This is a genomic window from Anaerotruncus rubiinfantis (genome assembly GCF_900078395.1).
GTDB classification, from domain to species: Bacteria; Bacillota; Clostridia; order Oscillospirales; family Ruminococcaceae; genus Anaerotruncus; species Anaerotruncus rubiinfantis.
Genome location: NZ_FKLA01000009.1, coordinates 1,431,809 through 1,448,155, shown reverse-complemented (window position 1 = coordinate 1,448,155; position 16,347 = coordinate 1,431,809). Strand labels below are relative to the sequence as shown.

The 16,347-nt window shown below is 51.9% G+C and carries 9 protein-coding genes; 8 read left to right on the top strand and 1 reads right to left on the bottom strand.

Annotation, left to right across the window (positions count from 1 at the left end; all coding sequences use genetic code 11):
- Nucleotides 1-349: 349 nt before the first annotated feature.
- Nucleotides 350-2,845, bottom strand: coding sequence for a transporter substrate-binding domain-containing diguanylate cyclase (locus tag BN4275_RS12375; protein WP_066458768.1), 2,496 nt, complete (start codon nucleotides 2,843-2,845; stop codon nucleotides 350-352).
- 189 nt (nucleotides 2,846-3,034) lie between these two features.
- Between BN4275_RS12375 and BN4275_RS12370 the strand changes: the two genes are divergently transcribed.
- From BN4275_RS12370 to BN4275_RS12335, 8 genes are all read left to right on the top strand, one after another.
- Nucleotides 3,035-4,237 (top strand): dicarboxylate/amino acid:cation symporter, encoded by a 1,203-nt coding sequence (locus BN4275_RS12370; protein ID WP_066458766.1) that lies wholly within the window; start codon nucleotides 3,035-3,037, stop codon nucleotides 4,235-4,237.
- 413 nt (nucleotides 4,238-4,650) lie between these two features.
- Entirely contained in the window at nucleotides 4,651-5,532 is an 882-nt protein-coding gene (locus BN4275_RS12365) for a GGDEF domain-containing protein (RefSeq protein ID WP_066458764.1), read from the top strand.
- 57 nt (nucleotides 5,533-5,589) lie between these two features.
- Nucleotides 5,590-5,970, top strand: coding sequence for an Hpt domain-containing protein (locus BN4275_RS12360; protein WP_066458760.1), 381 nt, complete (start codon nucleotides 5,590-5,592; stop codon nucleotides 5,968-5,970).
- Complete coding sequence (locus BN4275_RS12355; protein ID WP_066458757.1) at nucleotides 5,967-8,033, top strand: diguanylate cyclase; 2,067 nt, start codon at nucleotides 5,967-5,969, stop codon at nucleotides 8,031-8,033. Before BN4275_RS12360 ends, BN4275_RS12355 begins: the two co-directional genes overlap by 4 nt.
- Nucleotides 8,034-8,108: 75 nt before the next feature.
- Nucleotides 8,109-9,575 carry a GntR family transcriptional regulator gene (locus tag BN4275_RS12350; RefSeq protein ID WP_066458755.1) on the top strand — a complete coding sequence of 489 codons (1,467 nt, stop codon included), beginning with the start codon at nucleotides 8,109-8,111 and terminating at the stop codon, nucleotides 9,573-9,575.
- A 15-nt stretch (nucleotides 9,576-9,590) separates the two neighbouring features.
- Nucleotides 9,591-12,392, top strand: a complete 2,802-nt coding sequence (locus tag BN4275_RS12345; RefSeq protein WP_066458753.1) for an ATP-binding protein — start codon at nucleotides 9,591-9,593, stop codon at nucleotides 12,390-12,392.
- Nucleotides 12,385-14,541 carry an ATP-binding protein gene (locus tag BN4275_RS12340; protein ID WP_066458751.1) on the top strand — a complete coding sequence of 719 codons (2,157 nt, stop codon included), beginning with the start codon at nucleotides 12,385-12,387 and terminating at the stop codon, nucleotides 14,539-14,541. Before BN4275_RS12345 ends, BN4275_RS12340 begins: the two co-directional genes overlap by 8 nt.
- Nucleotides 14,538-16,319, top strand: a complete 1,782-nt coding sequence (locus BN4275_RS12335) for an extracellular solute-binding protein (protein WP_066458750.1) — start codon at nucleotides 14,538-14,540, stop codon at nucleotides 16,317-16,319. The genes BN4275_RS12340 and BN4275_RS12335 overlap by 4 nt, the downstream gene beginning before the upstream one ends.
- Nucleotides 16,320-16,347: the final 28 nt, after the last annotated feature.

Here is a 16,347-nt window from a genome sequence, read left to right as displayed (position 1 = left end):
GCTGCCCGGGCGATCTATAAGAACGGCCGCGAAGGCCGGCACAAACCAGGAAGAATCACAGAATAAAAGACCTGTGTTCATAAAGGACTATGAACACAGGTCTTGTCATTTCAAGTTAAACCATGATCCGAAGCAGGACCCGTGATGTTGATTTAACTGCACCTAAGTACTGACTACTCCCCTGGATTTCGATATGAAACAATTCAATTGTTAACTTTTTATTAAGAATAGCACAGCCGGTTCCCGCTTGTCAATCGTTTCCTGTCCCAGAAGGCCGCTTTTCATCAGGTTTCCCAATTCCGGCACGGTCTTTCCCCTTCGTTTTCAGCTTCCTGCCCCGAAAAGGCGGTCAGACGATCTCGCAGCTGTCCCTTCCGCGCTTTTTCACCGCGTAAAGCGCGCCGTCGGCCTCTTTATAAAGCGCGTCAAAACTTTGCCCCACGTTGGAAAGCGCAACGCCGACGCTGACGGAAACTGGATGCCCATCCTCTCCCGGAAAGATCCCATGAATCCGTTCCAGCAGCATCTCACATTTGCTCTCCACCAGCTTTCGGCTTGTTGTGCGCCTCATGAACACCAAAAATTCATCCCCGCCCAACCGGCCGATGACGTCCTCCTTGCGGAAAACCGCCCGCAGTACGGCGGCGGTTTCCATCAGAACCTGATCCCCGGCAAAGTGGCCAAAACGGTCGTTGACCTCCTTAAAGCAGTCGATATCGATAATGAAAAGCGCGCCCTGATCGTCCTTGCGGTTTCCGGCAAGGATCTTTGTAATCAGGTCGCGGCAGGTCGCCGCGTTATAGATCCCCGTCAGACTGTCCGACTGCGCCTGGCGCAGCAGGTATTCGCGTTCCTCGCGTTCCCGCTGGACATTCATCATCTTTCCGATTACATAATCCGGCCGAGTTTCCGCTCCGCCGATATTCTTGGTGATCAGGCGCATCCAGCGAAAATTTCCGTCCGGCAGCCTGACGCGGATATCCCGCATCCCATCTTTGCCGGAAACGATCCACTCGTAAAGCGGGAGCAGGTCCTCCTCCCCCTTGGCAACCCGTTCCGCCAGCTGTTTCGCGTACTGACGCATAACCCGCGGCCTTCCGAGCTCTTTCGAGCTCTCCTCTGACAAAGTCAGGCAGTCCTTCCGGTAATCATATTCAAACAGGTGCTCGCCCGTCAGCTTGCACAGCTGCTGGTAGCGCAGGTTTTCAAAAGCCAGCGCGCGTTCGGTCCGCACACGCAGGTAAAAATACAGAGACATCGCACCGAGCAGAAGCAACGCGAACACAACCACCGCCAGAATGACAGCGCGGGGATTTGAATCTATAAAGTCCTGGAAGGTGACCGGCGTGGATTCGACCGTATTGGTATAGATGATCGACTGGATATCCGCGTCCGAAATACTGTTCACAACCTTGTTGATGATCGTCAGCAGGTTGACGTCCGCCTGTTTGCTCACACCCATGCAAATCTGTTCGGAAATGTTCGCTTCCGGGATCAGGAGCAGGTTCCGGTAGGCGGACCGATTGAAATGGTATTGGACGGCATAGCTGTCCCCATAGCTGTAATCGGCCTCCCCGCGCTCCACCGCTTCCATGCATTCCTCTATCGTGTCACGCCAGACGGTTTCGCTCCCATAGCGGTTGAATCCTGATAACTCCGGCACGAGCGCGATGCGCAGCCCGGAAAAGTCATCCACCTCCAAATCCTTATGCAGAACCATGATGATTTTGGTTTCGAGGTACGGCCGGGTCAGCGCCACACCATAATCCCGCGCCACATTGTAGTCATAAGGCATCCCCGCCACCATAACGATTTTTCCATCAGCTAGGCTCTCCCGCATGGATGCGGGGGCCCCTGCCGGTTCAAACGAGAAGGCAAGCCCCGTCCGCTGCGCGACCAGCCGGAGAAGATCGACCGAAATGCCGCAAAAATCCCCGGTCTTTTCATCCAACCGCTGTATCGGCGCGTCCGCGGTGGACACTGCCACCGGGATTGTGCCCGCTTCGGAAATATAGGCCTGTTCTTCATCCGAAAGGACCAAGATCGACCGTGTCCCTCCAAAATATTTGTCATAGAGGTTCACCGCAAAATACGGATCGGCCTCGTTGATTTTCAAGATTGCGAAATTGAGTTTGTTAACAATTTCGGAATTTCCCTTTGTGGTCGCAAAATAATATGGCTGCGGGGCAAACTTTGCAATGGTCCGAACGCCCTCCTGCCGGTTCAGGTCCACATCGAGCAGCACATCCGCGCGCCCGTCTTTCAGCGCGGCGGTCTGTTCCTCCTGTGTACCGCACCTGATCAGTTCGTATGTGATCTGGTTCATCTCACAGAACTGCTCAAGCGCCGCAATCCGGCTGTTTGCCATATCGAGCACCGCGATCCGCAGCGGATCCAACGTCCGGTAATTGCTCTCGTTAATCTTTGTATTCTCCTCCAACGCCCAGAGCACCGAATAGGCCATCCCGTAGCTGCTTCCCGGATAATCGTATTCCTGCGCCAGCGCGTCGCTGTAAACCATCGCGCCCAGCAGATCGATTTCCCCCGCCTGGAGCATGCGCAGCATCTCGGTCAGCGATTCGTCGATGCTGCCCGGTACCTGCACAAACTCATATTCCCATCCGGTATACTGGGCAATCTCCTGCAAATACTCATAGGTATAGCCGGAATAATCCCCCGCATCGTCGATTTCGGCAAGCCCCTTCTGAAGGGGGAAGCCCACCCGGATTGTCCGCGCGGACGACGCCAGCGCCTGCGGGGCACAGGAGAGACCCAAACAAAGCCCCGCAACAAACAAAATGCCGAGGGTATTCTTCAAAAGCCGCTTCAACCGGCAGGTTTTCATAATAACGCCCCTCACATCTCCCCGGCCTTGTCCCCGGGGGTTATCTCCCATTCTATCCTAATGCACCTCAAATTGCAAGGCTGCGGCTGCCTTTCACACGGCCCGGAGCGCGGCCTCTTGCCAGAACGCGCCGGATATCGTACAATAGGAAAGCACCGCACCTTCAGAACATACAGATGGAGAGAAAAGATGGAAAAGAAAAAACTTGGCCTTGTGCCGCGCCTCATTATCGGGATCCTGCTCGGCATCCTCATCGGCAGCTTTCTGCCCGCCCCGCTCGTGCGGATTGTGATCACCCTTTCAAGTCTGTTCAGCACCTTTTTGCGCTTCATCATCCCACTGATGATCCTGGCCTTCGTCGTGACCGGCATTGCCGACCTCACCCACGGCGCCGGGAAACTCCTTGGGATCACCGCCGGAATTTCCTATGCTTCCACCATCGTGGCCGGGAGTCTCGCATTCTTTGTTGCAATCAACCTGTTTCCTCATTTTGTCACGGGCGGCATCGTCGCCTCGATCGGAGACCCGGAAGCCGGGATGCTCTCCCCCTATTTCTCAATCCCTCTGGAACCGCTTTTCGATGTCACCGGCGCGATCGTGCTGGCTTTCGTTTTGGGGCTGTGCATCTCTTCGATGCGCGGACGCGAAATCGGCGACAGCGCTTACAGCCTGGCCAATGAGTTTTCAAAAATGATTGTCAAGGTGCTGAACGTGGCCATCATCCCGCTGCTGCCGCTTTACATCATGGGCACCTTCGCCAACATGACCTACAGCGGACAGACCTTCCTGATCCTCTCGGTGCTCTGGAAGGTGTTCCTCGTGGTCATCTGCCTGCACCTTTGCTATCTGCTCGCAATCTTTCTGTTCGCGGGGGCCATCGGCAAAAAGAACCCCTTTTCGATGCTGCGCCACCAGGTTTCCGGCTATCTTGCGGCCATGGGAACCCAGTCGTCCGCCGCGACCATCCCGGTCAACCTGCGCTGCGCCGAGCTAAACGGCGTTTCCGCCCAGATTCGTAACTTTGTGATCCCGCTCTGCGCGAACATCCATCTGGCAGGCAGCATGATCACCATCACCTGCTGCGTCACCAGCGTCCTGCTCATGAACGCAATGGATGTGGGGCTGCACACCATAATTCCATTCATCATGACACTCGGCATCGCGATGGTTGCCGCACCGGGCGCGCCGGGCGGCGCGATCATGTCCGCCCTGCCGTTTCTGCCGATGGTGGGGATCGCCTCGGACAGCGCGCTCGCGAGCCTGTTGATCGCGCTTTACATCACACAGGACAGCTTTGGCACCGCATGCAACGTTTCGGGAGACAATGCCATCGCCGTAGTGGTGGACGCGGTCTATCACCGCTTCATCAAACGTCCGGATCGGAACGCCTAAATCGGAATCGTAAAAAAACATCCCGCTTTGAGCGAGTGTTCATAAGGATATTTCGTAAACCGGCCTAAAATGTGGGGGTATGAGGCGGACAGTTTCGGCTGTCCGCCTTTTGCTATGCCTAAAACCGCAACCTCCAAGCTGTATCAAGACAAGGGCAACGGCATATCGGATATAAACGGCAAAATAGAAAGCGGTTGCGCCGCGTTATTGATATCGGGCAGTTGTTTTACGACAATTTATATGAAACGCTGTGTCTACAAATTGACTTTTGTCGAAATGTGCAGTAAACTAATATATTATAGGTACACGGTTTTGGCGCGTGGATTTTCGAGGTAAATATAGCGTCATTTGCTTCTGCTGAAATAGCTTTTAGATTTAGATAAAGAGTGAAGTTGATAAGGGAGCGCGGGAAAATGTTTGAATTTAAGCGATTGGAAGATGAACTGCAAAAACAGCTTTCTCTTCATGTTCCGGAATTTTACCGCATCGTGGATGTTGATACGCACAAGGTGTTTGATTATCGCCACGGACAGTTAATTGAGACGAACCAGAAATGCTATCAGGTGTGGAATATGAACGCCCCCTGTATGAACTGCACCTCCTGCCGTGCCATAAAAGAAAACAAGCCCATGATCAAGCTCTGCTTTCTGGATAAGCGTATCTTTTTGATTCATTCCATTCCGATTGAAATCAAAAAACGCAGATATTCTATTGAACTTATACAGGATGTCAGCAATAGCTTTCTTCTGCAGGAGAATAATTTGCGGAACGCGGATGAGGTGATGTCTCTAATTTCTCTTTTTGACGAGAGAATTATGAAGGACAACTCTACGAATTTATTCAATAAACAATACCTGTTGGAAAATCTGCCCTCTATGATGGCGCATGCAAAGAGTGAAAGCAAGCCATTGTCCCTGGCTGTTTTGGATATTGACCGCTTTAAGCACGTAAATGACCGTTTTGGGCATGTATTTGGCGACGAGGTAATTTTAAAAATTGCGGACACGCTGAAAGCATTGATGAACGAAAGCATCCATTCAGTAAGAGTTGGCGGAGACGAGTTTGCGGTGATATTTGAAAACATTGATCCGTCAGCGGCCATGGCGATATGTGATAAGGCGGCCTGTTCATTGGCCTCTTTCCATTTTGAATCTCATCCGGAATACAGCATTTCGATTAGCCACGGGGTTGCGGTTCTATATAAAAATGATACAGCGGAATCCTTTTTGGACCGTGCCGACCACATGATGTACGCGATGAAAAAGAAAAAACTGTGTGAACTGTGTGATAAATAAAATTCAAAAATATAAAGCACTGTATCGGCTTAAATAAGCGGAAGTAGGGGAAAACGAATGAATGTTGAAGAATGTTACATAAAAATAGGCGGAAGCTATGCCGACGCTACCCGCCTGTTTAAGACCGATGAGCGGATTATCAAATATTTTAAGATTATGCAAAAGGATGCCAATCTGGACGCACTTTGCAAAGCCTTGGAACAAAATGATTACGAAACGGCGTTTCGTGCTGCGCATACCCTCAAAGGTCTGGCTCTGAATATGCAGTTTACCAAGTTTGCCGGCGAGGTAAGCGAGTTGACGGAACTGCTTCGTCCCCGGGAAGCAAATGCCAACATCACGCCCCTGCTTTCAAAAACAAAACAGACCTATCAAGTCATACTGAGCTGTATTGAAACCTGCCTGAAAAGTACGGCGGCAGAGGAGGTCCTGTTGTGAATACGAAAAGTAAGATTTTAATCGTGGACGACGCGGAGCTTAACCGTTCGGTATTGGCGGATATCCTTGATGAGAAGTATGAGATCATCGAAGCGGAAAACGGCCTTGAGGCGATTGCGCAAATTGAGAGAAACAAGCGCGAGCTCTCGCTTGTGCTTTTGGATATCATGATGCCGGAAGCGGACGGCTTTGAAGTGCTGGCAATTATGAACAAAAACAAATGGCTGGAGCAAATTCCGGTGATCATCATTTCGTCGGAAACCTCTCCGGCCTATATTGAAAACGCCTATGATTTGGGGGCTATGGAATATATCAGCCGGCCCTTCGAACCCAGAACAGTGCAGCACCGCGTTTCCCATATGATCATGCTCTATTCCAAACAAAAGCATCTTGAAAATATGGTAACAGAGCAGATGTTGGAAAAGGAAAAAAGCAATCAAATTATGGTTGATGTACTCAGCCATATCGTAGAATTCCGCAACGGCGAAAGCGGTATGCATGTCCTCAACATACGTCTGGTTACCGAGTTGTTGTTAAGGCGGCTTTGCGCAGTTACAGATCGCTACCGGGATATACAGACCAAAATACCGCTTATTGCTAACGCCTCCGCGCTGCATGATATCGGTAAAATTTCCATTGATGAAAAGATATTAAATAAACCTGACAGACTGACGGCTGAAGAATATGAAACCATGAAGTTCCACAGCATAGCCGGAGCCAATATGCTGGAAAAAACACAGTATTATCCGAAGGAAGAGCTTGTAAAGATTGCCCGGGACATTTGCCGGTGGCACCATGAACGGTATGACGGCGGGGGCTACCCTGACGGTCTTGTGGGCGACGAGATCCCCATCGAAGCACAGGTCGTGGCGCTGGCTGATGTATATGACGCGCTGACTCACGAGCGTGTTTACAAGAAAGCCTACTCTCACGAACAATCCATGCAGATGATTATGGACGGGCGGTGCGGTGTTTTCAATCCGCTTCTTTTACGTTGCCTGACGGATATCGGCACGGATCTGGAAAAAGAGCTGAAGATATGTTCCCTGGGCAAAATTCCTAAAATGGAAGCGCATGATCTTGCCCAAAGCCTGCTGCAAAGCGGAAACGCTTCTAACCGGACTTTGGCTCTCTTAGAGCAGGAGCGGGTCAAGTATCAATTTTTTGCGGCCATGTCCAGAGAAATCCAATTTGAATATAGCTTCCAAACCGATATGCTGGTGCTTTCAGAGTGGGGAGCGGCGCGACTGGGCCTGCCTGAAATCACGATCTATTCCGCAGAGAAACATGCGCTTCAGAAGATGATGGAAGCGGATGATTACAGCAATTTGCGGGAACAAATTCTCTCTGCCTCTCACGGCGAACCAACTGTCATCAAAAGCTATCGCCTCAATATACGCGGTCAGCGGCGGTGGCACAAAATCTTAGCCCGTCCCCTTTGGTCGGGAGAGGACTTGGATGAAATCATCGGCATCATTGGAAAATGCATCGATGTTCATGATGAGCTTACGGAAGTAAACAGTCTGAAGCAGGTAGCGTCCACCGATGAACTGACAGGACTATACCGCCGGGAGTTTGCGCGGAGAAAAATCACGGAAACACTTGCCGAGGACACAGAAGCTGAGAAAAGGTTTGCGCTGATCCTCTTTGATCTGGATCTCTTTAAAAATGCCAACGATCAATATGGACATGTGTTTGGAGATCAGGTGCTGCGCGCAGTGGCGCATCGGCTGCAGAAGGTCGTTCGGAACTCCGATGTTGTCGCCCGGGCAGGCGGTGACGAATTTATGATTTTCTTGGAATACAAAGCGGATATAGACTCCGCTGCAAAGCGTATATTCACTTCCTTGAACGGCACGTATAACGGGTTTGATACCACGATCAGCATGGGCATTGCTCTCGCGCCGACGGACGCCACGGAATATGAAAAATTGTTCCACTATGCAGATCAGGCGCTTTATACGGTGAAACATAAGGGGCGCAACGGATATTGCTTTTATGACAAGTCAATGACGAGTCCGTTCTCTGCTCTCTCCCCGATTTCCAATGATAACCATTCTTGACGAAAATCAAGCGGCGTTTTCATACGGCAAAAGCGTTTCAAGCATTTTTATTTAAACTTAGGATAAGGAGATTTTATGAGCCGCGAGGAGTTTCAATACCAACGGATTTTTCAGATATTAAAAAATAAAATTGAATCAGGATCGTTTCCAAAAGGCTCATCTTTACCTTCCTGCACCAAGCTCTGCAAGGAATATACGGTATCTGCAAAGACTATGCGGCGTGTGCTTGCCATGCTGTCCGGTGCAGGACTCATCGAAACCAGCGAGGGCAAACGCGCCGTTGTTATCGACCGGCCGGCGCCGGCTTGCCCTGTGGATCAAATGAAAGAGCCGAACCCGGTTGCCATGGCGGATATTATAAAAACAGCGGAGCTGCTCTGCTATCCATTTATTTACCGGGGCATTTCTTTATGCCGCGGAACAGACTGGTTGATTCCCAAACAGATCGTTGAACAAATGAACCCCAAACAGTCCGGCCTGTTTTGGAGAAACTCAAAGTCGTTTTGGCGCTTCTTTATCGCACGATGCGAAAACGAGCTGGCCCTGCGGATAATAGGCAGTCTTGGTTTCGCGGATTTAATAGGTCTCAACGACTCCGAGCAGATACGAACCGCTTATCTGGAAGCACTGCTGCATTTTGTGGAAGAAGCTGAGCAGACTAGCTGTACTGAGGAAGAACTGGAAAATTTTCTCACCGAAGTTTACCATTCCTCCCCTCTTTCAAAAAAGTCGTTTGCGTGTGTCGTCCCCTCGGATTCGCCGTTCAGGACTGGGATTCAAAGCAGCGAGCAATGGCTCAAAACAGCGGAAGAACGGTACTCCAGCGTGTATCTGGACATCTTGGGGCTGATCTCCATCGGGCACTATCGACCAGGAGATCAGCTCCCCTCCCATGCCGCGCTGCAAATACAATATGGCGTCAGTGTAGTTACCACCCTGCAAGCGGTTAAGACGTTGAAGCAATGGGGCGTAGTGGAGACAATCCGTGGAAAGGGTATCTTTGTGTCACAGAATCCGCCCGCAGCGGATCAGCTTCCGATTTCTCAAAAATTGATTGCAAGCTATGTCAAACGCTATTTGGAGAACTTCGAGCTGCTTGCCCTGACAGCAGAAGGGGTGGCGCTTTACGCCGCTCAGTCTGTATCCCCGGCACAGGCGCGGGCATTGCGTCAAAGGCTGGCGGATCTGGAGAGCGCAGGACGGCGGTCCCCGTCGTTCTCCATTACGGTTTTAGAATTTCTGGTGGAGCATATTCCCTATAAAGCCATGCGGGCAGTTTATGCGACTGTTTTGGAAAATCATCGCATGGTCATCAAAATACCGGGACTTGTCGGCAGTGGGAACGCAGCGCAAGTGTTGGAAATGAATCGCAGGTGTATCGGGGCGGCGGATGCGCTGGCAGGCGGAGATGCTGTGGTATTTGCAAAACGGACGGCGGAAATGTTTCAGTATGTACACCGGCAGATCATACGGCAATGTGATAAATTCAACTATTTGCACGCAGCTAAGGCTCTATATGATACTTCTCTGCTGTGGAAGTAAGACAGGAGATTATGTATGAAATTCAAATCAAAAATAAGGAAAACGGCAAAGCGGTTTTATGCCGCCTGCATAGCCTTCTTGCTCCTTATACTTTCCGCTGCTCCTGCCGCTGCCCAAACGCAGAAAGTCCTTCGTGTGCCGTTCACAGAGGTCCCGGGATTTACCATGATCGATGAGAGGGGGCACCGCTACGGCCTGATCGTGGATTATCTCAACGAGATCGCCAAATATACCGGCTGGGCCTATGAATATATTGATACCGACAGCAACGATATGACAAAGGATTTTCTGGCGGGTAAATACGACCTGATGGGCGGCACCTATTATGCGGAATCCTTAGAACAATATTTTGCGTACCCGGATTACAGCTGCGGAACCACAAAATCCGTGCTGCTGGCGCGGCAGGACGATTACAGTGTCCGCGGCTATGACACAAAGGATCTGAACGGCAAAACCATCGGCGTTGTGGGGCGCGCCGCAGAAAACATACGCCGGCTTGAAGCGTTTTTGTTTCTTAATGGAATCGAATGCACGATCAAACGCTATTCTCCCGAAGAGGTTGCCGCGGGGCAAATGGATACCGATTTGTCTGCTGGTATCATTGACCTGAAATTGGGAAATACAACGGATAATACGGGCAAGTTTCGTGCAGTGGAGTATATTGACGCGCAGCCCCACTATATCGTGACCCAGCCAAATAATCAGGAGCTGCGGGATGAACTGAATTGGGCAATGGGCAAAATCCTGTCCGCCAATCCTGATTTCTCAAACCAGCTTTACGATCAATATTTTGGGGCCTCCAATACGCACAACCTGATACTCACCAAAGAGGAAACGGAATATATTCGGGAAAAAGGTACAGTAACCGTGGTTGTTCCCGGCTACTTCCATCCCTTTTACTGTTTTGGCACCGATGACGGCGGACACGACGGTATTGTCCCTGAACTGCTTGGCAAAATCAGCGAGCAGTACGGCCTCAAATTTTCCTATGTCTTTGCCGAAAACTATGCTGAAACTCAGCAATTTGTGACACAGCGCAAAGCCGATATGGCAGGCTTTTTCTTTGAGGACTCCCATGCGGTTATCCGAGACGATCTGGTAACATCGGCATCATACACCGCCCTGAATGATTTGGTGGTCCGTAATAAATCGGTAACCTACCCGGGAGAAAATCTGACCTGCGGTTTGCTGGAAGGACGACAGCTGCCGGATTATGTGGATGCCAGTCATGTAAAATATTATGAAACCACCTATGATCTTCTGCATGCTGTAAATACCGGAGAAATTGATTTTGCCTACGGCCTGTCTACCCGTATGGAGCAAATAATGCAGGAGCATATATTCAATAATGTTGTCCCGGTTACACTCTCCAATAATCGAATAGACGTCTGTTTTGCGCTGCCCGCACCGGCGGATTCCAACTTGCTCACCATTATCAACAAGGGCATCAACAGCCTTTCTGGAAAAGACAGGGACGCGATTCTGGATCACAATTTTATTGCAATCGGTGACGATGTCTACACGCTGGGAAAATGGATTGAAAGCCATCCTATGGAAGCCGTGCTGGTCATCAGCGCTTTTTCAATCCTGATAATCTTTGCTGTTGTTGTCATTGCCAAAGCAAGAGTCAAAGCAGCAAATATGCAAAAGGCCATTGCCAAGGCAGAAGCGGAAAATATGGCGAAAAGCGAATTCCTCTCCCGCATGAGCCATGAGATCCGAACTCCTATGAATGCCATTGTGGGGCTGTCCACCCTCATCTCCATGAAGGACAATATTCCGCAGGACATCAGAAAGAGCCTTGCGAAGCTGAATGACTCATCCCGATATCTGCTGGGGCTTATCAACGACATTCTGGATATGAGCCGCATCGACCAAGGTATGATGACAATTGCCGATGAAAACTTTTCTCTTGATCGCGTGCTGGATGAAATTTGCAGTATCATGCAGGCGCAGGCGCAGCGCAAGCAAATAAAGCTTTTATCCAAAGTGCAGGTCAAGCACACCGATTTAACAGGCGACCCGATTCGCTTAAAACAGGTGCTCATGAACCTGCTTTCCAACGCTGTAAAATTCACGCCGAAAGACGGACAGGTTTTTCTGACCGTGGAGGAAATCGAGACAACTGATACAGGGGCGGCCTATCGGTTTTGCGTTTCCGATAGCGGCGTGGGAATTTCCAAGGAGGATATTTCCCGCATCTTTGAATCCTTTGAACAGATTGGCAGCAACCGTACCCGCAGTCAGGGAACGGGGCTGGGGCTTCCGATCAGCCGAAACATTGTTGAGCTTATGGGCGGCACGCTGAAAGTAAAAAGCGAAGTCGGCTCCGGCAGCGAATTCTATTTCACCATCTCACTTCCCTTTGGCAAGCCGGTAGAAACACACGTGCAGAATGCTTCGGCCGAAACATTTGCAAACTATCGTTTTTTGCTGGCGGAGGACAACCTCCTCAACGCGGAAATCGCCACGGACCTGTTTACAGCCGAGGGAGCGCAGGTGGAACTCGCGGCAGACGGCGTCGAAGCGGTGAAAATGTTCCATAAAAGTCAGCCCGGCTATTTTGATCTGATTCTGATGGATTTACAAATGCCGAATATGGACGGATTGGAGGCCACCAGAACCATCCGCACTTCCAGCCACCCGGAAGCAAAATCAATCCCGATTATTGCATTAACGGCAAACACCTTCCAGGAGGATCGGGATATGGCAAAAGCCGTCGGTATGAACGACTTTCTTGCCAAACCCTTGGACATGGATCTTATCCATGTTGTCCTGCAAAAATGGCTGAGCAAAGAGAGGCGATGCCGTGAGTAACAAAATAAAGAAAACCTCCCTTCGCAAGCGCAAGTATGTTCTTCCACTGATGCTGCTCGCCGTCACACTGGTGGTGAGCCTTTGCGCGTTGTTTGCCTCCTCGCTGGATGAACAGCTTTACCTCCAGCGGCTGTACAGTATGGAGCAGAACGCGAAAAAAAGCTCAGAATTGGTTAATATTTCCATTAAAAGCGAATGGGAAAAACTGCGTCAGCTGGTCTATATGATACAGCGCTTCCCAGCTCTCAACTCCCGGGAGCTATTGGACAGCCTTGTGGATATAAGTCAAAACGCCGAGGATCACTCCCCATGGACCTTCAGCTGTATTGACTACGAAAGCAACAGCTACAATTGGGATGGCACCGTCACCCGCTGGCCGCTACCCAAGATGCTGCCAGCGGAGCTTCCCGACCGGCAGATCGCCATACGGGAATCCAATACCATCGGCGCCGAGCAGATGCTCTTTCTCCATCGGCTGCCGCGACCCATCACGCTTACCGATGGGGCTGTACTGACACACGTCACCCTTACCATCGATATGCACATTATGCTCCCCGAACTGGAGGTTTCATCCTTTGGGGTGGGCAATTCCACCTACATCACAAAGACGGACGGCACGCGGCTGTATCATCAGACCTCCAGCGCGGAGGTCCTGCCGTCCTATAACGTCATAACCGCACTGAAAAATGCCGAATTTTTGTATGACACCAGCTATGAGACCCTTGTGGAAGCGGTAAAGACGGAGAACTTCTTTACAGGGGAGATCACCCTTCAGAATATGCGCTATTTCGTGTCCTGCGCCCCTGTGGCGGAACGTTGGACGATGATCCTATTTGTACCGGAAGAAAATGTAAGCGGCGGCACAACGGAGCTTGTGCAGAAGCTAATTCTGGAGATGGCGGGGATTGCCTTTGCGTTGTCCGTCGTGCTGATCCTGTTTATGCGCCTGAACGCACACCGAACGCTGGAAGCACAGCAGGAAGCCCTGCGGGCGGCAGAGCAGGCCAGCCAGTCCAAAAGCGATTTCCTCTCCAATATGTCCCACGACATCCGTACGCCCCTCAACGGCATTATGGGGATGTGCCATCTTGCCATGCGGGATTACGCCGACCCGGCGGGCTATCTGAAGAAGATCGATCAAAGCTCTCATCAACTGATGCTGCTCATCAACGATATTCTGGATATGTCCAGAATCGAGCAGGGCAAGGTGGAGATCCATGCAGCGCCCCTGGATATTCACGCGCTACTGCGGGGATGTATCGCCAATGTCGAAGCCCTGGCCAGAGAAAAAGAGCTTGCGGTCAAGGTCGATACCGTCGGGCTGAAAGACTGCTGTGTGGAGAGCGACGAGCTGCTGCTCAATCAGGTCCTGACCAATCTGCTGGGCAACGCGGTGAAATTCACCCCGGAAAAGGGCGTCATCACCCTGCGCACCGCGCAGGAGGAGCCACGGGATGGGATTTCCCTGTATACCTTTGAGGTGCGGGACACGGGGATTGGTATGTCCCCGGAGTTTGTGACCCGCATGTTTGAGCCATTCAGCCAGGAAAACAGCGGCAGCCGCACGCAGTACAAAGGGACGGGGCTGGGGCTGTCCATTGTCAAACACCTGGTGGAAAAACTCCAAGGAGACATTCAGGTGGAGAGTACCCCTGGAAAAGGGAGCTGCTTTTCCGTGACCCTTCCGCTTGCCATCGCGCTGCCGGTTCAGGCCCCCGGGGAGATTGCAGAGTTGCCGAACCAGGGAGACGGTATGCGGGTGCTGCTGGTGGAGGACAACGAGCTCAACCTGCTGATCGCGTCGGACATCCTGGAGGAGCTTGGCGTTACCGTGGACACGGCCGCCGATGGCAGACAGGCCGTGGAGCGTTTTTCCGCCTCCCCCGAGGGGCAGTATCATCTCATATTCATGGATCTGCGTATGCCTGTGATGGATGGGCTGGCCGCCGCCCGTGCCATTCGCGGCCTGTCCCGGAGCGACGCCGGCGTGCCCATCGTAGCAATGACAGCGGACGCATTTGCAGAGGATGTGGAAAAGACCCGGGCCGCCGGTATGAACGACCATCTGGCAAAGCCGTTGGAAATAGACAGGCTAAAAGCCGTTATTTATCAATATCATCCCGAGAGAAAACGAGGAGAAAGTACATGAGGAAAACGTCGACCTTATCCCGAATTCTGGCCATGGTGTTGACCATGGCTGTGCTGGCAGGCTTCCTTGCCGGGTGCGGCGGCGCGCCAGAAGACCATTCCCTCAGTATTCTGATCCCAAACCGGAGCATTGAACCGCTGATGGATAAGCTGACCGCCCAAGACCCGGACATCACCTTTGACGTGCAGCCCTATTTCGGCTCCGCGGTCTCTGTGCATATCCAGGAGCGGTTTGAGCGAAACGATCTGCCCGACATTATCCTGGCCACCTACGCGCCGGAGGACAGCACTCAAAAGGAAAACCTGCTGGATATCTCCGGCTACGGCTTTGTACAGAACTATAAGGCCAGCGTCCTCTCTAATCTCTCGGTGGACGGCAGCATCTATATGCTGGAGGGCCCCACCACAGCCCGGGGCATCGCCTATAACAAGACCCTCTTTGCCGAGCGGGGCTGGGCGGTCCCCACCAATCATGAGGAGTTTATCTCTCTGGTCAAAACCATCCGTGCCGAAACCGACATGCTGCCCCTAACGCTGCCCGGATTGTATTCCGGCACCTACTTTACCCTGATGAGCGAATTGTCCCACTGCGACTTCCTGATGACGGCGGACGGCGTTACCTGGGCGCAGAAGTTCGCGCAGGGCGAGGCCTCTTCCCGGGAAGGCTTCGGCACCGGCATCACACTCCTGAAGGATTGGGTGGACGCCGGTGCGTTTGAAGCCGTACAGTCGGATATGAGCGATCAGCAAGGCGTCAAGATGCTTGTGGGCCGCGAGTGCGCCATGACGTATCTGGTGGGCGGACAGCCCTTTTTCCTGGGAAAGATCAAGGACTCCACAGACGAATTTGGGACCTTTCCCCTCTATGGCCTTGGTGGGAACAGTGAATTCTGTGCCACCAACTACGGCATTAAGATCGGTCTCAACAAGCGCTTGAACGAACCGGGAAACGAGAAAAAGCTGGAAAACGCCCTGAAGCTGCTGGAGCTGTTCTCCTCCGAGGAGGGACAGGAGCTTTTCCGCTCCAGTGAAGCGGATATTCTGCCTCTTGCCGGCACCACCGCCCATCTCCCGGAAGAATTTATCCCCCTTAACGAAGCCATGAACCGTGGTCACGCGGCGCCCTTTTTGTATCCCGGTTACGAGGATCTATTGGCCTTTACTGGTGAATACCTGCGGGAGGCTGTCACCTCCGGCAGCGATCTGGACAAAGCGTTCGAACTGATGGATTCCATCCGACAGGATACCATCAAAAATCAGTATACCAGCAACGCATTGGCCACGGTGAGCCAGGACCTGACCACAGAGCAGACCGTCAGGCTGGTGGCCAACGCCCTCTACGCCACGGGACTTGGGGACATTGCCCTGTGTACGGTGCAGCGGTATACCCCGGACATACACCTGGTTGCGGCAGCCAACGGCAAATACTATCAAGGCAACCTGGACACCACGAATATTGATATCCCCATAGGTCCCCGGTATAACGATCCCGTCTTCACCAACGACATGACCGGAGCCGAGATCAAGCAGCTCATGGAAACGGGTCTGGTAGTCACCAACGACGCGGGTATCACCGACTATCTGCCTTTTATCAGCGCAGGGCTCGACCCTGAAAAACTAAATGACGGGGAAACCTACAAGGTGGTCTTTTCGCCCAGCGACTGCGGAGAAAAATCCCCTATAGAGAAGGCCGCTGTCCCAAGCGACATCGTCTGGAAGGATTTCTGGCGTGAGTATATCATAGGGCTTGGCACCATCACGCCCGACAGTGTGAAGTAATGCTGCCGACTGGCGGGACGTTATGACG

Excerpts from the sequence above, each read along its gene's own strand:
- BN4275_RS12360 (WP_066458760.1), top strand. The coding sequence starts at position 5,590 with ATGAATGTTGAAGAATGTTACATAAAAATAGGCGGAAGCTATGCCGAC.
- BN4275_RS12335 (WP_066458750.1), top strand. The coding sequence starts at position 14,538 with ATGAGGAAAACGTCGACCTTATCCCGAATTCTGGCCATGGTGTTGACC.
- BN4275_RS12365 (WP_066458764.1), top strand. The coding sequence starts at position 4,651 with ATGTTTGAATTTAAGCGATTGGAAGATGAACTGCAAAAACAGCTTTCT.
- BN4275_RS12345 (WP_066458753.1), top strand. The coding sequence starts at position 9,591 with ATGAAATTCAAATCAAAAATAAGGAAAACGGCAAAGCGGTTTTATGCC.
- BN4275_RS12370 (WP_066458766.1), top strand. The coding sequence starts at position 3,035 with ATGGAAAAGAAAAAACTTGGCCTTGTGCCGCGCCTCATTATCGGGATC.
- BN4275_RS12375 (WP_066458768.1), bottom strand. The coding sequence starts at position 2,845 with ATGAAAACCTGCCGGTTGAAGCGGCTTTTGAAGAATACCCTCGGCATT.
- BN4275_RS12350 (WP_066458755.1), top strand. The coding sequence starts at position 8,109 with ATGAGCCGCGAGGAGTTTCAATACCAACGGATTTTTCAGATATTAAAA.